This window comes from Nocardioides sediminis (assembly GCF_003047295.1).
Lineage (GTDB): Bacteria > Actinomycetota > Actinomycetes > Propionibacteriales > Nocardioidaceae > Nocardioides > Nocardioides sediminis.
Window position 1 is genome coordinate 361,565 of the sequence record NZ_PZYZ01000001.1, and the last position, 19,531, is coordinate 381,095.

At 72.9% G+C, this 19,531-nt stretch carries 17 protein-coding genes; 6 read left to right on the forward strand and 11 right to left on the reverse strand.

The genetic code is table 11. The annotated features are described in order from the left end of the window. Positions 1–28: 28 nt before the first annotated feature. Together DAI17_RS01685 and DAI17_RS01690 are read right to left on the reverse strand one after the other, a co-directional pair. Complete coding sequence (locus tag DAI17_RS01685) at positions 29–1,195, reverse strand: GNAT family N-acetyltransferase (RefSeq protein ID WP_107771163.1); 1,167 nt, start codon at positions 1,193–1,195, stop codon at positions 29–31. Next, on the reverse strand, positions 1,192–2,751 hold the full coding sequence (locus tag DAI17_RS01690) for a glucosamine inositolphosphorylceramide transferase family protein (RefSeq protein WP_199904883.1): 1,560 nt from the start codon (positions 2,749–2,751) through the stop codon (positions 1,192–1,194). Before DAI17_RS01690 ends, DAI17_RS01685 begins: the two co-directional genes overlap by 4 nt. Before the next feature lie 124 nt (positions 2,752–2,875). On the opposite strand from DAI17_RS01690, the gene DAI17_RS01695 reads away from it, so the two are divergent. Continuing rightward, positions 2,876–4,393: a polysaccharide biosynthesis tyrosine autokinase gene (locus DAI17_RS01695; RefSeq protein ID WP_159081297.1), complete on the forward strand. Its 1,518-nt coding sequence runs from the start codon at positions 2,876–2,878 to the stop codon at positions 4,391–4,393. 563 nt (positions 4,394–4,956) lie between these two features. On the opposite strand, the gene DAI17_RS01700 is transcribed toward DAI17_RS01695, so the two are convergent. Genes DAI17_RS01700 through DAI17_RS01715 form a run of 4 tightly spaced genes read right to left on the reverse strand, consistent with a single transcriptional unit; the run spans position 4,957 to position 9,435 of the window. Then, positions 4,957–6,207 carry a hypothetical protein gene (locus DAI17_RS01700; RefSeq protein ID WP_107771165.1) on the reverse strand — a complete coding sequence of 417 codons (1,251 nt, stop codon included), beginning with the start codon at positions 6,205–6,207 and terminating at the stop codon, positions 4,957–4,959. Further along, positions 6,204–7,466, reverse strand: coding sequence for an MATE family efflux transporter (locus tag DAI17_RS01705; RefSeq protein ID WP_159081298.1), 1,263 nt, complete (start codon positions 7,464–7,466; stop codon positions 6,204–6,206). The genes DAI17_RS01700 and DAI17_RS01705 overlap by 4 nt, the downstream gene beginning before the upstream one ends. Next, on the reverse strand, positions 7,463–8,635 hold the full coding sequence (locus DAI17_RS01710) for a DUF1972 domain-containing protein (RefSeq protein ID WP_107771167.1): 1,173 nt from the start codon (positions 8,633–8,635) through the stop codon (positions 7,463–7,465). The genes DAI17_RS01705 and DAI17_RS01710 overlap by 4 nt, the downstream gene beginning before the upstream one ends. Next, complete coding sequence (locus DAI17_RS01715) at positions 8,632–9,435, reverse strand: CDP-alcohol phosphatidyltransferase family protein (protein WP_199904884.1); 804 nt, start codon at positions 9,433–9,435, stop codon at positions 8,632–8,634. The genes DAI17_RS01710 and DAI17_RS01715 overlap by 4 nt, the downstream gene beginning before the upstream one ends. Positions 9,436–9,508: 73 nt before the next feature. Between DAI17_RS01715 and DAI17_RS01720 the strand changes: the two genes are divergently transcribed. Continuing rightward, a complete protein-coding gene (locus tag DAI17_RS01720; protein WP_234412075.1) occupies positions 9,509–10,654 on the forward strand; it encodes a glycosyltransferase family 4 protein in 1,146 nt (381 codons plus the stop codon). On the opposite strand, the gene DAI17_RS01725 is transcribed toward DAI17_RS01720, so the two are convergent. From DAI17_RS01725 to DAI17_RS21705, 4 genes are all read right to left on the reverse strand, one after another. Beyond that, positions 10,645–11,130, reverse strand: coding sequence for an adenylyltransferase/cytidyltransferase family protein (locus DAI17_RS01725; protein WP_107771170.1), 486 nt, complete (start codon positions 11,128–11,130; stop codon positions 10,645–10,647). The genes DAI17_RS01720 and DAI17_RS01725 overlap by 10 nt on opposite strands. Before the next feature lie 447 nt (positions 11,131–11,577). Then, complete coding sequence (locus DAI17_RS01730; RefSeq protein WP_159081299.1) at positions 11,578–13,089, reverse strand: sugar transferase; 1,512 nt, start codon at positions 13,087–13,089, stop codon at positions 11,578–11,580. 49 nt (positions 13,090–13,138) lie between these two features. Beyond that, complete coding sequence (locus DAI17_RS01735; RefSeq protein ID WP_107771172.1) at positions 13,139–13,879, reverse strand: response regulator transcription factor; 741 nt, start codon at positions 13,877–13,879, stop codon at positions 13,139–13,141. Position 13,880: 1 nt separating this feature from the next. Beyond that, the gene (locus DAI17_RS21705) at positions 13,881–15,308 is read right to left on the reverse strand and encodes a sensor histidine kinase (RefSeq protein ID WP_325049841.1); all 1,428 of its coding nucleotides are present in this window, start codon (positions 15,306–15,308) and stop codon (positions 13,881–13,883) included. Positions 15,309–15,687: 379 nt separating this feature from the next. Here DAI17_RS21705 and DAI17_RS01745 point away from each other — a divergent pair, with 379 nt between their 5' ends. The 3 genes from DAI17_RS01745 to DAI17_RS01755 are packed head-to-tail and all read left to right on the forward strand — an operon-like array spanning position 15,688 to position 17,714. Further along, a complete protein-coding gene (locus DAI17_RS01745) occupies positions 15,688–16,416 on the forward strand; it encodes a helix-turn-helix transcriptional regulator (RefSeq protein WP_107771174.1) in 729 nt (242 codons plus the stop codon). Positions 16,417–16,458: 42 nt separating this feature from the next. Then, a complete protein-coding gene (locus DAI17_RS01750; RefSeq protein ID WP_107771175.1) occupies positions 16,459–17,241 on the forward strand; it encodes a 3'(2'),5'-bisphosphate nucleotidase CysQ in 783 nt (260 codons plus the stop codon). A 59-nt stretch (positions 17,242–17,300) separates the two neighbouring features. Beyond that, the gene (locus DAI17_RS01755; RefSeq protein WP_107771176.1) at positions 17,301–17,714 is read left to right on the forward strand and encodes a VOC family protein; all 414 of its coding nucleotides are present in this window, start codon (positions 17,301–17,303) and stop codon (positions 17,712–17,714) included. Positions 17,715–17,799: 85 nt separating this feature from the next. Here DAI17_RS01755 and DAI17_RS01760 read toward each other — a convergent pair whose 3' ends face one another. Continuing rightward, on the reverse strand, positions 17,800–18,501 hold the full coding sequence (locus DAI17_RS01760) for a hypothetical protein (RefSeq protein ID WP_107771177.1): 702 nt from the start codon (positions 18,499–18,501) through the stop codon (positions 17,800–17,802). A gap of 299 nt (positions 18,502–18,800) precedes the next feature. Between DAI17_RS01760 and DAI17_RS01765 the strand changes: the two genes are divergently transcribed. Further along, entirely contained in the window at positions 18,801–19,529 is a 729-nt protein-coding gene (locus DAI17_RS01765; protein WP_107771178.1) for a hypothetical protein, read from the forward strand. Positions 19,530–19,531: the final 2 nt, after the last annotated feature.

Below are 19,531 nucleotides of genomic sequence, written 5' to 3' on the forward strand. Positions count from 1 at the left end.
CATCACCACAGCGGGGTAGGAAACGTCCTCAGGTGGACGTCGTCTGCCGCTCCGCCTCGACGGTCCGCGAACGCTCCTCGCGCGCCGTACGACGCCGTGCGCGCTGCGCCTCCCACGCGCCGAGTCCCTGCTTGGCGACCCGCCGGCCGAGGAGCTCGCCGTCGTGGCGCAGGAGGGCGGCGTGCCCGCGCAGGGTGCGGGGGAGCCGGACCTGGTGGAGGGCGCGGGGCCGGGCGCCGAAGTCGGCCTTGTAGCCCTCGTCGCCGACCGTCAGGTCCAGCCAGGACCTGCCGTGGCGGATCGCGTCCTGGGCGATGCCGTCGACGATGAGGAGGCCGAGGGAGTAGTTGCGCAGCCGCTCGACGTCGTAGCCGACCAGCACGTAGAGCTCGCCGTCCGGCTCGACCAGGTCGAGGGTGATCGCGACCGCCTCGCCGCCCACCTCCAGCACCACGAGGCGCCCCGGCCCGCCGTGCTCCACGCTGTCGCGGGCGACGGCGCAGTAGAACGCGAAGGCGACGTCGTCCTGCACGAGGTCGACCGCGCGGCGACCGGCGAAGCGGGCTGCCCGGAACGCCCGCATGCGCTCCATCAACGGCTCGACCTCGGCGACGTCGGTCACCTCCCGCAGGACCCGCTCGCCCCGGGGCCGCAGCCTCTTGTACTTGCGCTCCAGGTGGCGGACGAACTTGGGGTCGAGCGTGCCGCGCCACTCCTCGGGCGTGGCGCCGAGCGTCACCAGGTGGGTGTCGTAGCGGTGCCGGCGGGCGTGCGACCCGGCGAGCAGCGCCGTGACGGCGCCGGGGGAGTCCGGCACGCGATCGACCACGAGGAGGTCGCACCGCCCGAGGGCGTCGCCGATGCCGCGCACGACCCCGGGGTCGGCGGCGAGCTCGTCGAGGACGGCTCGCGACGCGACGGGCAGGTTGTAGTCGGCGACACCGAGGTCGGCGAAGGTCAGGGTGCGTACGACGCGTCCGGTCGCGACCAGCGGCAGCACGAGCACCAGCTCGCACGCGGCACGCCGCACGGTGACGACGACCGGTCGCGCGCCCCGGGCCGGGGCGAGGTCCCGGTAGAGGCGGTGCAGCCACACGCCGTGCTGGAACACCGTCGCGTCGGCGGCGGCGTACAGCTCGGCGTACTCGGCGGAGAGGAAGTCGAAGTCGTCCTCGCGGTGGACGGTGAGGCTCATGCTCGTCCTTGCTCTCGGGGCTCTCGGGGCTCTCGGGGCTCTCGGGGTCGGCGGCGGAACCGGGGGGACATCGCGGAGCCGTCGACCACCTCGAGGCGACCGGCGCGGTTGAGGGTGTGCAGCCGCCGGCCCGGCCACCGGGGACCGGCCGCCAGGGGAGCGAGCACCTGCTGCTCGAAGCCGCCCTCGTCGAGCCGCGTGACCTCCATCAGCAGCAGGGACGCGCCGTAGCCGGTGCGGTTGTCCTGGACCGGGCGCAGCAGGCGCCCGTCGCGCACCTCGACCCGACCGGCGGGGCGGGCGCTCGCGATGTCGACGAGCAGGGCGCCGAGCGGGTGCGGCGACCACGGGCCGGTCAGCCTCTCCGCGGACCAGGCGCCAAGCGTGTCGGAGAAGGAGCCGCCGTGGCGCACCGTGGCGAGCAGCCACCAGCGTCCCCCGTGCTCGAGCAGGGTCGCGTCGCTGGCCTCCACCCCCTCGACGAGCACCGCCTCCAGCGTCCAGCGGTGCGGGAACGCGGTCGCCCGGTGCAGCTCGATCCGGCCCGCGGCCGACGTCTCCGGGACCATCCACACCTCGCCCTCGTGCTCGAGCACGAAGGGGTAGGACAGGTGGACGTCGTGCTCGAGCACGGTGGTCGGCGTGCCGACGGGCCCGTCGTCGTCGAAGCCGACGACCGAGATGACGCCGCGGCCCACCCGGTGGTCGTAGTCCTCGACGAAGAGCCAGGTCCGTCCCTCGTGCACGACGGGGAACGGGTCGGCATAGAAGTGGTGCCCGTCGTCGGGCAGGTCCTGCCAGCCCCCGGCGGGGTGCTCGAGCGTCGTGAGGACGTCCGGCTCGCTCGGCTCGAGCAGCCGCCAGCCGACCCGCCAGTGCGGCGCGCGGTAGAGGGCGCGGTAACCCTGCCGAGCGAGCGCACCGGCGGTCTTGCGCGCCACCGTCAGCGCGAGAGGTCGGGAGGTGCTCGCGACGTCGTACGGCGTCAGGTCCGGCGCGGGATCGGCGAGCTGCTGCCCGCGCAGGGCGGCCAGCAGCAGCGTCCCCAGTCCCGGGAGCACCTCGGCGTACGCCGTGACCAGCACACCGGGCTGCTCGCTGCCCGGTCGGCCGCGGGCCAGGACCGAGCCGGCAGCATCGAGCACCTCGACCAGCGGCAGCCGTCCGCCCTCCAGCGCCGACAGCAGGGCCGCCTCACCGGGACGGCCGTCGAAGGCGGCACGGAGCCCCTCGCCCGGGTCGTCGGTGAGGTCGACGACGACCCGGTCGCCCCCGGACCGCGGACCACCGGCGTCGACGTGCTCGGCCTCCGGGGCCGGCAGGTGGGCGTCGTCGGACAGGCGGTGCAGCGCGCGCTCGAGCCGCATCACCCGGTGGGCGTCCGACGGTGGGCCCGGGACCGCGACGACGCGCACGGGGGCGGGCAGCTCGCCGAGGCGGCGCGCCAGCCGGACGTGCCCACGCAGCACCGGACCGGGCACCCTGAGCTCGATGTACCCGACTTGGGCCTTCCCGGCCCCGTTGTGCCTGACGTCGATGTGGATCGTCCCCCGCATGGCGGATACCTGTGCATTTTCCGGACGGTCTCCGCCCCCGGCTGCCAATACTAGGAGCCAGCGGCGGGGCTGGTGCCGCAACGGCCAAATGGGGGCCGCAGGTCGTGAGGCTAGGAGCGTTGCCGTGACGTTGGCTGACTATCTACGCGTGCTGAGGGTGCGGGCACGGGTGTGGCTCGTCTGCGTGGTGCTGGGGGTCGGGCTCGCGGGCCTGTACAACTACCTGGCGCCGGTCAGGTACACCGCCACCGCCACCGCGTTCGTCCTGGTCAACTCGTCCGACCCCTCGAGTCCGGACAACTTCCAGAACTCCCAGTTCGCGGTGCAGCGGGTGAAGTCCTACGCGCCGCTCATCAACAGTCCCGACGTGGTCCTGCCGGTGATCAGCGGCCTGGAGCTCGACCTCGCGCCCCGCGAGCTGCGCGAGATGATGTCGGTGAACAGCCCGCCGGAGACGGTGCTGATGGAGATCAGCGTCACCGACGAGGACGCTGCACGCTCCGCACTCATCGCCAACGCGGTGGCTGACGGGCTCGGCGCCCTGATCGAGGAGATCGAGACTCCCCAGACCGGCACGGTCCCCAACGTGAAGGTGACCCTGACCCAGCCGGCCGAGGTCCCGACGGCGCCCTCCTCCCCGCGCACCCTGCTCAACCTGCTCCTCGGGCTCCTCGCCGGGCTCGCCGTGGGCTTCGCGGCCGCCCTCGCCCGGCACGCCCTGGACCGCCGCATCAAGTCGGCCGACGACGTGCGGTCCGTCACCGGTGTGGCGCCGCTGGGCGCGACGCTGCGCAACAGGGCGGCGCGCCGCCAGCCCCTCGTGGTCCTGGACCACCAGGGAGCCGGTGCCGAGCGCTACCGGACGGTCCGTTCCGCCCTCAAGTTCGCGACGGTCGACAGCTCGCTGCGCCACGTGGTGATCAGCTCACCGGACGCCGCGGACGGCAAGACCACGATCGCGTGCAACCTGGCCCTGAGCTGGGCGCAGAGCGGCGCGCGGGTCTGCCTGGTGGAGGCGGACCTGCGTCGACCGGGCGTGGCCACCATGCTCGGGCTGGACGGCAGCGTCGGCCTGTCCGAGGTCCTCGTCGGTGAGGTCGGCCTCGACGACGTGCTGGTGCCGTGGCAGGACGACCTGCTGTGGGTGCTGCCGGCCGGATCCCTCCCGCCGGACCCCGCCGCCCTCCTGGGCTCGGAGAGCATGGGGTCCCTGGTGGCCACGCTGCGCGACCGCTTCGACGTGGTCATCTACGACACCGCGCCCCTGGGGCTGGTCGCCGACGCCGTGGTCCTGGGTCGCGCCGTGGACGGCGTCGTGCTGGTGGTCAGCTCCGGCGCGACCCACCGTGACCGGCTGGCGGCGTGCGTCGAGATGCTCGAGAGTGCACGGGTGCCCCTGCTGGGCACGGTGCTGGGCTCGGTCCGGGTCCGGGGACGCGACCTCCAGCACTACACGCCCCACGACCAACCCCACGTCCGGAGCGCCTCCGCGGCGTCGGCGACGTCGGCGGCGAGGGCCGGCGCGCAGGACGGGTCCGGCGCCCCCGACGAGCCCGACGCGGACGGGTCACCCAGCACGGAGGACGGGTCCGGCGCCGAGGACGACTCCTCGACCGTCCCCTCGGGGCGGCCTCGGAAGTGACCCCGACGGGTCGACGAGGCCGAGCTCGGCCGGGTCGTCGACCGCCGGTGGGACCCACCGGTCACCGCGGGGCACCCGGCTGGCCAGCATCCTGCCTCCAGCACCTCGGCCGGGCGGCGAACGTGAGGGGTCTCCCCTGACGAGGTCGTCCCTCCGCTCCGCGCACGTGCGCAGGTATGGGGAGCCGAGTGGGCGGTCGGTCGCCCATCTGCGCAGGTATGGGGAGCCGAGTGGGCGGTCGGGCGCCCATCTGCGCAGGAATGGGGAGCAGAGCGGATCGTCGGTCGTGCACGGGCGCACCGACTGACCCTGGCCGTCGCCGCCTGCCTCGGTCGTCCCCGGGCTCCGCCCTGCCCCTGCGCAGGCGCGCCACCGACGGCGTGTGCGGCCGTTCCTGCGCACCTGCGCGGCCCGGCGCCTGGGACGGCCGCCATTCCTGCGCACTCGCGCAACCTCGGGCTCCCGACAGTCGCCATACCTGCGCACCCGCGCAGGTGGGTGGGACGGACGTCGGGCCACTCCGGAGGGTCTCGACTCCCGCGGTCCCCGCCGGACGCGGTCGGTCAGGCGCCCCCGAGCCTGTCCGCCCCGTCGTGGCCGCGGACCCGGTGGGTGACGAGCACCAGCATGAAGAACAGGATGAAGGCCGGAGTGGTGTCGAACATGCCGCTCTCCAGGATGCTCACCACGCTCAGCATCGCGACGAGGGCGACGGTCACGGCGGCGTACGGCGGCGGCATCCGGAGGGCGGCGATCGCGGTGGAGAGGACCAGGAGCACGAGCAGCCCGAGCCCGAGGTAGCCGGCCTGGAGCAGCGCCGACACCCAGGTGCTGTCGATGATCTGCTCCGAGCGGTACATCGCGGACACCGGGACCTCCTTGAGCGACAGCCCGCCGCCGAAGAGCCGGCCCGGCACCGTGTCGTGGTAGTCCAGCGCCGAACGCCATGCCACGGTCCGCGAGTTGAGCGTCACCAGGTCGCTCACCCCGCCGCGACCCACGTACTCGACGAGCAGGCCGGTGAAGAACGTCAGGTAGAGCACGAACGGGACGCAGGCCGCGCAGAGGACGGCGACGACGGCGGGGATCCGCGGCGTCATGGCCAGGACGAGCAGGAGGGCGAGGACGAGGGCCGCCAGTCCGGTCCGGGCCCCCGTGAGCCAGACGACGCCCAGCATGACGGGCAGCGCGGCGTACTCGAACCAACGACCTCCGTCGGTGACGCAACGCCAGAACGTGATCACCAGCGGCACGCTGACCAGGAAGCAGATCGCGTTGGCGTTGAGGGGAGGGATGCCGCCGTAGAGCCGTCCCGTCTCGGCGAGGGAGGACACACCCGTGGCCGCGCCGAACGCGGCGAGCAGCAGCATGGAGCCGGCCAGGGCGGACAGGGCGGTGGGCCACGGGTGGCTCAGCATGACCAGCAGCACCGTGAGCGCGAGCAGCCCGACACGTGCGGCCAGGACGAACGAGGGCAGGGGATCGCCCACCAGGAAGGCGCCCACGGTGGCGACGGACAGGTAGGCGAGTAGCCACAGGAGGGGCGCCCCGCGCAGCGTGGCCGTCGCTCCGCGAGGTCGCGGGGTGAGAGCGGCGATGAGGAACGCGAGCATCGTGAGCCCTGCCTTGGCCAGGACGACGCTGTCGACACCACCGGAGAAGTACGCGCCGCGACGCCAGGCCACCGACGCCACGAGGAGGAGCAGGAACACGACGTAGAGGCGGAACGGGGCGGCGTGGGCCGCCAGGACGACCAGCCGTGGCGGCGTCGGGGGCCGGACGACGGACGGGCGAGCCTGCGTGTGGGTGTTCACGATGCCTCCCGTCCTGACGGCGTCCGCCCCGACAGCAGCACCTGACGGCACAGGAGGCCCCCGAGGAACGACCCCACGGACAGCGCCCAGGGCACCGTCGCCGGATCCGCGTCGGCGACGAGCAGCAGCAGCGCCACGAGGGCCAGCGACACGGCGACGTCCACCAGTCGCACCAGCAGGACAGCGGCCTGCCGTCCGCGCACGGCGGCCAGGCTGCCGTAGGGCATGACCGCCGCACAGGAGGCCGCGTAGCAGGCCCAGCCGAGGGCCGCGGTGGCACTGAGGTCGAAGGTCTCCGACCCGAGGAGCCGGCCGAGCATGGGCAACGAGACCGTGACGAGCGCCCCGACGACCACCGCCCCACCCATCATCACGAGCGCGGCGCGGTCCGCGCGCCGGCGCAGCCGCGGGAGCCCGACCTCGCGGTCGGCCGCGTAGGAGGCGAACAGGTAGGAGCCGAGGCCCTGCACGAGCAGCATGGCCGGGGCGACGAGCACCCGGGCGGCCTCGAGCTGGCCGACCGCGGCCGTGCCGGTCGCGACGAGCACGATCCAGCGAGCCACGTTGAGTGCCGTCGGCCGGATGAACTGCTGGACCGCCCGCCACGACCCGTACCCGGTCACCGCCCGCCAGTTGCCCCAGCCCCGTCCCGGCAGGGTCCTCTCGGCGGCGGGGAGCCGGCGCACGGCCAGCAGGACGACGGTGAGCTGGCTCGCTGTCAGCGCCGCTAGGAAGTGCGCGAGGCCCAAGGGGCCGACCAGCGCCGAGACCCCCAGCACCAGCCCGGCCACCGCGAGCGCGATCGAGTCCACGACCGCCAGCGTCCAGAAGCGGAGGTGGGCCATCAGCAGCCGCCGCGCCAGGTCGGCGAGCACGAAGGACGCCATCGCGGTCGCGAACAGGATCCCGGCCGTCGGCGAGATCCGGGTGGCACCGACCACCAGCGCCACGGCCGAGGAGAGGCCGACGACGAGCCAGCCCGTCCGCCACAGCGCCGCTCGGATCGCGGGGTCGTGGCGGTCCAGCACGGTGAGCGAGTCACCGACCAGGCCCGAGGACAGGGCGGTGGCCATGACCAGTGCGCCGAAGAGGAACGCGAACGCGCCCAGGCCACTGGCTCCCAGCTCGCGAGCGGCGAGCACCTGGATGACGAAGTTGCCGAGTGCCTGGGCGACCTGGGCGGCCAGCGCGCCCACGGCGGGCGCGCGCGACCTGAGCGACGGGCGGGGAGCAGTGAGGGCCACGGCACCACCCGTCATGTCGCCACCGAGGGCCGGGGGACGCCCGGCCGCGTGCGCCGGCCGGACGCCGTCCCGCGGATGGTCTCACCCGCGGCGACCCGCCCCAGCAACGACTCGTAGAGGTCGGCCACGTCCTCCCAGTCGTAGGTCTTGCGTGCCCGCTCGCGCAGGGCGTGGCCCGTCTCGACCATGCAGTCGGGACGGTCCTCCGACTCGTGCAGCAGGGCTGCCAGGGTCTCGGGCCGGTCGAAGAACCACCCGCGGTCGCCGAGCACCTCCCGGTTGAACACCACGTCCCAGGCCATCACGGCGGTGCCGGCCCCCATCGCCCGCAGCAGGGAGGGGTTGGTGCCGCCGACGGAGTGACCGTGCAGGTAGGTCGCGGAGTTGGCGTACAGCTCGTCCAGCAGCGCCTGGTCCCACACCCCACCCAGCAGCCGCACGCGTGAGTCCCGCGCGGCCAGTGCCTTGACCTGCGAGGTGTAGCCGTTGGAGTACGGCGCGGACCCGACGACCACCAGCGGGAGACGGGCGCGCGACCGTGTGTACCCCTCGACGATCTCGCGCACGTGGTTCTCCGGCTCGAACCGGGCGACCACGAGGTGGTAGCCGCGGGCCCCGAGGCCCAGCTCGGCGAGCCGTGCGGCGCTCGGCTCCTCCTGGACGGGAGCGCCGTACGCGATGAGCTCGGTCGGTGCCCCGAACTCGTCGGCGTAGTAGTCGGCGATCCCCTGGGCGTCCGCGATCAGGGCGTCGGCCCAGCGCACCGCGAGGCCCTCCACGACGCGGTAGTAGTGCCGACCGGCACCGCGCCACTTGTCACGCTGCCACTCGAGCCCGTCCACGTGCACGACCACCGGCACGCCGCCCGCACGCAACGGCGGGACGAACGGCGCGTTGGCCGCGTTGAAGACGACGGCGACGTCGCAGGGCCGACCGCGCGTCAGCAGGTGGGAGACCGACAACGCGGAGTGCGAGAGGGTCTCCAGCGACTTGCGGCGGGCGGCCGGGAGGTGCACGAGCTCCATGCCGTGGTAGGACTCCACGATCTCCTGCCCCGCGTCGCGGCAGTAGACGACGACCTCGTGGCCGCGCTCCACCAGCCGCCGGCCGATCTCCTCGATCGCGGTCTCGAAACCGCCGTAGTGTGCAGGGACCCCGCGGGTCCCGAGCATCGCGACCCTCATGGTCGTGCTCCTGTCCGGTCCATGGCGCGCAGCTCGCGCCACCACTTGGCCAGCACCGGCACCATCACCGCGGTGTTGACGAGAAACATGGCCGTGTAGCCGGCCAGGAACAGCGGCGGCCAGGCCAGCAGGAGGAACATCCAGCAGAACGTCCCGTAGTCGGTCGGCAGGATCACCCACATGCGCAACGGGTGCTCGGTCGTGGCAGTCGTGGTGGACACAGCGGTCGGTGTGCCGTGCAGCCGGCGCAGGAGCGGCATCGTCACCAGGCCGAAGAAGCTCATCATGTCGACGACCAGGAAGGCGACCGGCACCAGCAACCACGCCGGGTCCTCCAGCGGCGGGAAGCGGTACCAGGAGATCAGCACCGCCAGGTGCAGGGTGGCGGTCTTGACGCAGTCGACCGTGTGGTCGAGGTACTCCCCGCTCAGCGAGCCCGAGCCGCGCAGGCGGGCGAGCTGGCCGTCCACCGAGTCCAGGACGTAGCCGCCTGCCAGCAGCACGGCCACGGCGACCCCCAGCCACCACGAGGGCTCGAGGGTGGCCAGCAGCACCAGCCCGGCAGCACTGAGGGTCGCACTGATCGCGGTCGCCCCGTTGGGGGTCACCCCGAGGACGTGGACCGCCGCCGCCACCACCCGCCCCGCCGGCCGGTTGACGAGCCTGGAGTACGCCGCCGTGCCCCGCGACGGCTTCTGGGCGGCGCGCAACGCCTCCAGGTTGCTGCGGAACTGTGTCCCGACACCTGGCTGCGGTGCGTTCCCGCCCGCCTCGCGGTGCATCTCCGTCGTCCTGCCCATCCCCGGACCCCCCAGTCTCGTCGCCATGTCAGTTGCCCGCTCGGGGCCCGGGCGAGCGATCTATGCTGCGGACGTGTCCGCCCCGACCCTGCTGATCGCCACACCGTCCTGTGACGTCTACGGCTCCGACCTGCAGATGCTGGAGACGGTCCGTGCGGTCCGGGACGCGGGCTGGCAGGTCGTGGTGACCGCGCCGGCCGGTGGTCCGCTGGCGGAGCGGCTGACCCACCTGGGCGCCACCGTCCGGGTGGTCCCGGCCCCGGTCCTGCGCCGGGCGGACGCCAGCCCTGCCGGCGTGGCAGCGCTCGTCGGACGTGCTGTCCGCGCCCTGCCCGCCATGGTCCGGCTGGTGCGCTCGGTGGCGCCGGACGTGGTGCTGGTCAACACGATCACGCTGCCGTTGTGGCCGGCCGTGGCGCGCCTGGTCCGGCGTCCGGTGGTCGTCCACGTCCACGAGGCCGAGGACAAGGACCCGCGCGTGGTGCGGCGCGTCATGGCCGCGCCCCTGGCCCTCGCCGCGGTGGTGGTGATGAACAGCCGCACCACCCTGGAGTCCCTCGGCGGTGTCGCACCCTTCGTGCGTCGGCGCTCGACCGTGGTCCACAACGGCGTCGAGCCACCGCCGACCGATCCGGGTCCGCGGGCGCGAGGATCGCGTGCCCGCCTCGTCGTCGTCGGACGGCTGACCCGGCGCAAGGGATGCGACGTCGCCCTGGAGGCCGTCGCCGCCCTGGTCCGTCTCGGGTACGACGTCGAGCTCGAGCTCGTGGGCAGCCCGGCCCCGGGTGGCGAGTCCTTCGTGGACGAGCTGCGCGAGCGGGCCTCCCGACCGGACCTGGCCGGCCGGGTCGCCCTCACCGGCTATGCCACGGACGTCTGGTCCGCGCTTGAGCGAGCCGACATCGTGCTGGCGCCGTCGCTGGGGGAGTCCTTCGGGAACGCCGTCGTCGAGGCGCAGCTGGCGTGCCGGCCGGTCGTGGCCACGGGCGTCCAGGGACACCTGGAGACCGTGCGCGACGGAGAGACCGGCCTCCTGGTGCCGTGGGGTGATCCCCGGGCGCTCGCCGACGCGACCGCCAGGCTGCTCGAGGACGAGGCGTTGGCGCAGTCCCTCGCACGGCGCGGTCGGGGGGTCGCCCTGGAGTCCTTCACCGCGGCGCGCTACCGCGAGGAGATGTCGCGTCTCCTCGGGACCGTCGCTGGCCGTGCTCATCGCTGATGGGGCACGCCGACGCCGTTGACGCCGGCTGCCCGTCCCCGGGGAGCCCCGCCGGACGCCGAGAGTGCGGCCAGTGCGCGGCGCAGCTCGGTGCTCGACGTGTGTGCGGTGTAGGGCAGGTAGACGACCTGCACCCCGAGCGGTGAGAAGTCGGACTCGAGCCGGTCGCCCTTCGGCGTGCCGCGCCAGTCGTCGCCCTTGAAGATCCGGTCGAAGCGCAGGACCCCCCACGTGTCGACCTTGTCGGGCACGGTCTCGGCGAAGACGTCGTCCACGCAGGAGATGTGACGCACGATCTCGATGCGCTCGACCAACGGGATGAACGGCAGGTGCCCCTTCGCCTGGAGGCACATCTCGTCGGAGACGACGCCGGCGATGAGGTGGTCGCACCGCTCCCGGGCGTGCTTGAGGATGTTGAGGTGACCGACGTGGAAGAGGTCGTACACCCCGGGTGCGTAACCCACGATCGTCGTCATGCTGGTCCCTTCGGAGCCGTGGCGGTGTGTCCGGAACGCGCGCCCGGAACTGGCTGGGACTGCACTGGTGAGGTGCCGGGGGAGAGCCGCTGCCGTACCTAAAGAGTAGGTAGGGCGCAGGCTCGGGGCATGCCACAAATGGGGCAAGTACGGGCGCACTCGTCGCCCGCCGAGCGGCCGGCGCCCCCCAAATCGGGCACGTCCGCGGCGGCCGCCCTGGACGTGGAGCGCAAAGCAGACCCCCCGGACGGACTAGTGGCGCTGGGCGACGTGCACGAGGTGGCGTGACGCGCCCGTCGGAGCGGGCGCGGTGGGTCCGCTCGACCCGGTCATGGGCCTCGCCGTCGGCCTGTCGTGGGCGTGGTCGTGTGCCCCAGCGTGTGCATCAGCGTGTTGCATCGGCGTGGGCCTGCGTGCCTGGGCGCGGGTCGGACCGGAGCGCGACGGCTAGTAGGCGCCGCGGTGGTCCAGGACCGCCCCGATGGTGCGGCACAGGATGGACAGGTCCAGGCCCAGCGACCAGTTGTCGACGTACTGGACGTCGAGACGCACCGTCTCGGGCCACGTGAGGTCCGAGCGTCCCGAGACCTGCCAGAGCCCCGTCAACCCGGGCTTGACGACCAGCCGGCGGCGCGGGTCGACGTCGTACCGCTCGACCTCCTCGGGCAGGGCCGGTCGGGGACCCACCAGCGACATGTCGCCGGTGACGACGTTCCACAGCTGGGGCAGCTCGTCGACGGAGTAGCGCCGCAACCAGCGCCCCAGCGGGGTCACACGTGGGTCGGCACGCATCTTGAACAGCACGGCGTCGCACTCGTTGAGCCGCGCCAGCTCGACGCGGTCTTCCTCGGCCGTCCGGCTCATGGTCCGGAACTTGACCATCGTGAAGAGCTTGCCGTCCTTGCCGACGCGCTGCTGCCGGAAGAGGGCGGGCCCGGGGCTCTCGCGGCGGATCATCACCGCGACCGCGAGGAGGAGTGGGGACAGGACCACCAGGCCCATCAGTGCGGCCACCCGCTCGCCGACCTCCTTGACGAGGCGGCGCGGTCCGCGGGTGGGCGCCGGGCGGACGTGGAGCAGGTCGAGGCCGACGCCCTGGACGACCGAGGTCCGCGAGGGCCGTACGTCGAGCAGCCCGGTGCCGACGTAGACGCTGAGGTGCTGCGCCGGGGAGGCCCACAGGAGGCGACGCACGGTCGTGAAGGGGAGCTCGCTGCCGGGCAGCAGGACGAGGGCGTCGGCTCCCTGACGGGCCGCGAACTCGGCGGCCTGCGGGAACCCGGTCCACATCGAGACCTCGTCCTCGAAGAGGTGGGCCCCCTGGCCCGGCTGGTCGTCCTGCCGTGGGGGCAAGCAGACACCGACGACGTCGAACCGGGGGCTTGTACCCAGCTCGGCGAGGGCAGTGGACACGTCGGAGGCTGCTCCGGCGAGGACGACACGAACGGGCCGGGCCAGGGGAAACAGGGACGCGCCCAGGACGGCCGTGGCGCCCAGCAGCGCGAGCAGCGGGGCCACCTCCGTCGGGGACGCGAGGGTGCCGGCCACCGGGACTGCCAGCCAGGCGATGACGGCGGCGGCGCACAGCGCCCGCAGCACGCCGGTCAGGGCCGACGTGCGGGCCTGACGGACGGGCCCCGTGCTGGGACCGCCGAGGACGAGCAGGAGCACCGGCCACAGGACCACGGCCGCGGTTGTCACCACGAGTGGCACCGGGGAGCCGAGGGCGTCGAGCACGGCGGCGCACAGCACGACGGTGGCGGCGTCGACCGACGCGCGCAACGGGACCCGCCACCACTGCCGGGCCGGCCGGCGCACCTCGACGGGTGCGGACAGCTCGCCCGGGGCGAGTGCCGGCACCGCGACAGGCCCCGGGGCGGGCGTGCCGACGGCGTCGACGGGTGTGCGCGGCGACGGCGGCACCAGACGTGCCACCCGGGCCGAGACCTGCTCAGTCACGAATGGTGCTCCTCCCCGTCGACCCGGTGTTCCGGGCCATGCAAGGAGCCTAGGAATCGCGTGCCGGCCCCGCATGCCGCATATGCGGCAGATTCCCGCTGGTCTGGCCGGTCACCGGCTGCCACCCGACGTGGTGAGCCATGCCGACCGCGGCCAGCTGCGAGGAGACCTGCAGCTTGCCGAGGATCGACTTGACCTGGGTGCGCACCGTCGCCTCGGAGACGACGCTGGTGCTGGCGATCTCCCGCACCGTGCTGCCGTCCATGAGCTGGGACAGCACCTGCCGCTCGCGCGGGGTGAGCGTCTCGAGCCGGCGCCGCTTGTCCTGGTTCTCCAGCGCGTCGGCGCCCCAGGCCCGGAGCAGCCCCTCGAGCTCGTCGGCGGACATCACCGGCAGGCCCTGGTGGAGGCGGCGCACGGTGGCCAGCGTCTCCTGCAGGGGGGCCGACTTGGACAGCACCTTGCGGGCGCCGCTGCGCACGCAGCCGCCCCACCGGGCGCGGTCCACCGACGAGGTGACGACCACGACGTTGGCGCCGGCCCGCGAGAGCGGTGCGATGAGCGCGGCGCCGTCGCCGAAGCGACCGAGGTCGAGGTCGAGGAGCACGATGCGCGGGTTGATGCGCAGGGCGAGCGAGCGCAGCGTGGCCAGCGACCCGCCCTCCTCGGGCAGCGGCAGCCGCCGGACGTCGTACCCCTCCAGGGAGAGGGCCACCTCGAGCGACTCGGCGAACAGCGTGTGGTCCTCGACGATGAGCACGCGGCTGCGCGACTTGGGAGGCTCGGTCATGTCAGTCGCCCTTCCGAGCAGCGGGGAGCCGGATCACGAACGTGGCTCCGGTCGAGGAGCGCACGGTGGCGCCTGGTTCGTGTGGCTCGGCGAGCGTCAGCGACCCGCCCTGCTCGGAGAGCAGCCGGCGCCCGACGTTGAGCCCGATGCCCTGGCCGGACGAGGAGTCGCCACGCACGCCCCACTCGAAGATGCCGTCCCGGACCTCCGGCGGCACGCCCGGGCCGCCGTCGGTGACCTCGATCGCCACGTCGTCGTGGTCCCGGGTGACCTGGATCCGGCTCTCGGTGTCCTTGGCGTGGGTCGCGGCGTTCTCGAGGAGGATGTTGATGACCTCGGCGATGTCGTCCCGACGGCCGCGCACGACCTGGCCCGTGGGCTGCCAGATGATGCGCCGTCCCCGGGCCCGGTGGAGCTCCAGCAGCGGGTCGATGGTCGCGTCGAGGTCGACCGGCTCGGGCTGGGCGGGCTGACGGTTGTCCAGGAGCCGCTCGAGGCGCTCCATCTCCTTGTGCATGTTCTCGTCGAGCCGGCGCCGGGTGGCGGGCGCCACCTTGCCGTCGTGCAGGAGCCGGGAGGCGTTGCTGATGCCCGCCACCGTGCTGCGGATCTCGTGCAGCCGTTCCCGCCCGTCGCGGCCCATGGCCTCCGCCGCCTCGAGGCGGTCGGTGAGGTCGTTGGTGGTCCGCTCCTGCTTGACCAGGAAGTCGCGCATCAGCGCGAACGAGACGCCCAGGAACAGGCAGGCGCCGACCAGGTGCGCGACCGCGACGCCGGCCTCGACCCACGGCTGCTGCTCGACAGGGGTCTGGGCCAGGTTGGCCGACCCGAGCAGCAGGAAGAGGGCGAGCACGCGCGGGGTCGTCCAGCCGTCGGCCACCGGGTGGCGCAGGAGCACGACGACGACCAGGACGTGGATCGAGGTGACCGCCGCGATCGTCAGGTCCACCGCCAGCTGCGGTGCGGTGAGCGGCTCGAGCCCGGTGACCCACATCCGTCCCAGGCACCCCAGGACGCCCAGGGACAGGCCCAGCACCAGTGGGTCGGGAGTGCGGGTGGCCCGGGTGCCGGCGACCACGAGGGCCAGCACGACGACAGCGGCCACCAGGTTGGCGATGCCCTGCCAGCCGGGTCGCGTGGTCGTCTCGTCGACGCCGAGGATCCCGGCACGAGGCACCGCGAGGGCCTGCGTGCAGCCGAAGAGCGCTGCGGCGGCCCACCAGCCGTGGGTCACCGTCGGCGTGACGCGCCACGTCACGTAGAAGAGGATCGCGGCCGCCAGGGCCAGGACCGTTGCCGCCGTCCCCACGAGGAGCGACGGGGGGACGACGAATGCGTCCCGCGTCGTGCCGAGAACTGCCACGCCGAGCGCGGCCATGGCCGCTGCTGCCGCGATGTAGAACGGGCCGCCCACCCTCTGACGGCTCAACCAAGTCACCATCACCCGTTTACGAACCTTCCCCCGAGACCCTGCTGCCGGGGAGACGCGCAGGAGGACCCCCCCGGGTGCCTGCGCGGGCGTTCGTGTGGATGCGGTCCGTCTCGATCGATCAGCCCCCCGGCCCCCGGATCACGTTCGAACCACCTGTGTTGCGAGACACACGCTAGGCCCGCGGCGCGCCGACGTACAGGAAAATTTTCTAGGCCCTACCCCAATTGTGGTATGGGCTAGACAGGACCCTCGTCCCCAATTCGGCGCAGATCCTTGATGGGGTGCCCTCGAGGGGCCACATTGGGAACACAGTGTGTCGCGCACCACGTCTCGTACGACGCACGATGCACCGCCGGAACCACTGTGAGGACGACGAGTGTCACCACCCCACCGCCCGTCGCCGGCCCCCGCGCAGCGCGGCGGCCCGACGATCCACGTCGCGGCGCGGCTGGCCCTGCTGGGCCAGACCGTGCAGGCGGCCCTGCACGGACGGGACCTGCCTGCGCTGTGCCTGCGCCTCCCCGACGAGGGGACGCCGTGGGCCCGGTCCCTGGTGCGGCCCGACGACCTCGTGCTGCTCCTCGACGACGTGGACGGTCCCGGCGACCTGCGGCGTGCCCGGGAGCGGGTCGCCACCTGCCCGGCGCGCTGCATCGTGCTGACCTCCGCCCCGACCGGGATGATCTGGGTGGCCCTGATGTCCAGCGGTGCGGAGGCGGTGCTGTCCTCCCAGGTCTCCCTCGACGACCTGGTCGAGACGATCCAGCACGTGCTCGCCGGCGACGACGTGGTCGACCCCCAGAGCCGTGCGTCGATGATCCGGGAGTGGGAGGAGGTCACCAGCCAGTTCGAGGAGATGGCCGGGCGGCTCTCGCGGCTCTCCCCGCGCGAGCTCGACGTGCTCGAGCGGGTGTCGCGGGGCGAGTCCGTCGCGGAGATCGCCGAGGCCCTGGGCGTGGCCCTCACCACCGTGCGCAGCCACATCAAGGCGGGCCGCAACAAGCTGGGGGTCAGCTCCCAGCTCGCGGCCGCGGCGATCCTGCGTCGCAGGCACGACATCGAGGGCGTCGGTTCGACGCCGGGCTCCTCCCGCACGCAGGCCTGATCCCGTCCCGGTCCGGGGCGTCGGCCTCGCTAGGCTGCGCGGGTGACTGACACGCATCCCGACCCCCGCGAGCTCGACGACCACGCCTTCGCCGTCTGGGCGGCCGAGCAGGCAGGGGCCGTGCTCCTGCAGGTGCGTGCCGGCGCCGCCGACAACGGCCTCGAGGGACGCGCCCTCAAGGACGCCGGTGACGCCGCTGCCCAGGAGGTGCTGGCCCGCGTGCTCGGTGAGCACCGCCCCGACGACGCGGTGCTGAGCGAGGAGGCGGCCGACGACAAGGGCCGTCTCGACGCCCGCCGCGTGTGGATCATCGACCCGCTCGACGGGACCCGGGAGTTCTCCGAGCCGCCCCGTGACGACTGGGCGGTCCACGTCGCGCTGTGGGAGGACGGCGACCTGGTGGCCGGTGCCGTCGCCCAGCCGGCCCTCGGCGAGACCTTCAGCACCGGTACGCCGCGCGCGGTGTCGGCCCGGACGGCCGAGCGCCCCCGCATCGCGGTGAGCCGCACCCGTCCGCCGGCGTTCGTGGAGGCCCTGGCCGCCGAGATCGACGCCGAGCTGGTGCCCATGGGCTCGGCCGGCGTCAAGGTCATGAGCGTGGTGCGCGACCTCGCCGACGCCTACGTGCACGCCGGCGGCCAGTACCAGTGGGACAACGCCGCCCCGGTCGCGGTGGCCCGTGCGGCGGGGCTGCACTGCTCGCGGGTCGACGGGTCGCCGCTGGTCTACAACGAGGACGACACCTCGCTGCCCGACCTCATCGTCTGCCGGCCGGAGCTCGCCGAGCAGATCATCGCCTTCGTGCGCGACCACGGCACCGACTGAGACCCGGACCGACCCACGCCCAGTTGGCGGCGTCGGCGACGCCTGCCACCGTGGAGCCCATGACCTCCTTCGTGGCCCACACGACCGTCGACTGCAGCAACGCCTACGAGCTCTCCGAGTGGTGGAAGCAGCTGCTCGGCTACGTCGACGTCGACGGCGACCCCAACCTGCCGGGCCACGAGGAGTGCATGGTCCTCGACCCGGACTCGGGCCACCGCCTGCTCTTCGTCGAGGTCCCCGATGCCGAGCTGCCGGCCAAGCGGATCCACTTCGACCTGCGGCCGCGGTCCGGGTCCCGCGACGACGAGGTGGAGCGGGTGCGTGCGCTCGGGGCCCGCGAGGTCGCCGACCTCCGGGGGCAGCACGGGCCGGGCACCGGCTGGGTCGTCTTCGAGGATCCCGAGGGCAACCAGTTCTGCGTGCTGCGCTCGCAGGCCGAGGTCGACGCGACCCCGCACCCCGCGGCGGACTGAGACCCCCCCGGGACGCGACTCGGCCCCGGAGCCGCTGCTCCGGGGCCGAGTGGCGTGCTCTGCCGTGCTCAGGGGTGGTGGAGGGTCACTTCACCGAGACGCGCGGCGCGACGGAGCGGTAGCTGTACGTCGTGCCGGTGGTCGACCAGGTGGTGTAGCTGGCGTCGCCCTTGACCGTGATCTTCCACTTCCACTTGCCGCGGCGCGGTGCCGGCAGCTTGAAGCTGTACTTCCCGGCCTTGCTGGTCTTGAAGGTCTTGTACTTCTTCCACTTCTTGCCGACCTTCTTCTGCACCTTGATCGGCTTCTTGCCGTAGTCCGGCGTGACCTTGCCCTTGATCAGGGTGCCCCTGGGGTTCTTGAGCACCACCTTGCGCTGCACGCCGACGGCCAGCGGGGCCGACTCGCTGGGCGTGTAGACGTCACCGTTGGAGGCCGTCGTGCCGCTGTAGACGACCTTGTAGAGCGAGTTGGAGTCGGGCTTGATGTCGAAGAAGAAGTAGCTGCCCGCGGAGTCATCGGTCTGGATGGTCGTCCACACCGGGTTCTTGGCCGAGTAGACCTGCAGGGCCACCGAGCCGTAGTAGACGCTGCCGCCTGCGGCCGTGAGGACGGCCCCGTTGATGGACAGGTCGTCCTCGCCGTAGATCACCTGGGACGCACTGGCGGCGATGGAGCTGGAGGTCGTGTAGGTGACAGCAGCCTCGGCCGGTGAGCTGATCGCCACCGGTGCCAGTCCGAGGAGGCCGGCCGTGGTCAGGCCCGCGATGAGTCGAGTGAAGCGCATGTGCCCCGTATCCCCTTTCGATGGACGCCGACGGCGCCCCGTGTGTGCGGCGGACCCCGTGACCCGCCGGCGGGACGCTACCCCCTGGCGTGTCGTGCAAACCCCGCCGACCGCCCCGATGTCGAGGCCGGAGGCGAGGCGGGCCGCACGCGCCCACCTGGCCGGCGCCTCGCGTGTTTGTCGGGGTGCAGCACCGGGTAGAGGGCGTGCGCTGCGGAGGACGGGCGCGAGGTCGCGTCGGTCCCACCCCGTGTCACCCCCTGTCAGATCACCGACCCGTACCGAGGAGACCCTCCCGCATGAACAAGCTGTCCCGCGTGGTCGCCACCGCGACCCTCGCCCTCGCCACCGCCGTCCCGGCGGCCGTCGTGTCCTCCGCGGCCGTTGCCACCCCGACCGTCACCGACGTCAGTGAGCGCCCTGCCAAGAAGAAGGCGATCAAGCTCGTCAAGGCCAAGCCCGGGACGCACTACGGGCTTCCCGGCAACAAGATCACCGCGAAGATCCGCGCGAAGGGCAAGGTGAAGTTCTACCTCGGCGGCGACCTCGTCAAGAAGGCCAAGATCAAGAAGGGCAAGGCCAAGTACACGCTGCCCATCGAGCTCGCTCCGGGCACCTACAAGGTCAAGGCCAAGTACAAGAAGAGCAAGGCCTCGACCAAGACCGTCGTCTGGGACTCCGCGCTCAACGTCTCCCAGGCCGCGTTCACCATCTCCGCCTCGACGCCCTCCTACGACCTGCCCTCGCCCGCCCTGACCGGCACGGTCAGGTACAAGGGCAAGGTCGCCACGACGGGGTGGGTCGACATGTACCTGAACGGCAACGTCAAGGGCGGCAGTGACTCCACCGACTACTGCTGCATGTCCTCGGTCGGCGGCGACGGCACGTTCTCGTTCTCGTCCAGCTTCCTCTCCGACGCCCAGGAGCGAGGCGTCGGCACCTGGACCTACCGGGCCTTCTACACCGAGACCGCGTCGTTCGCGGAGTACATCTACTCCCAGCCGATCACCGTGACCGTCACCCCCTGACG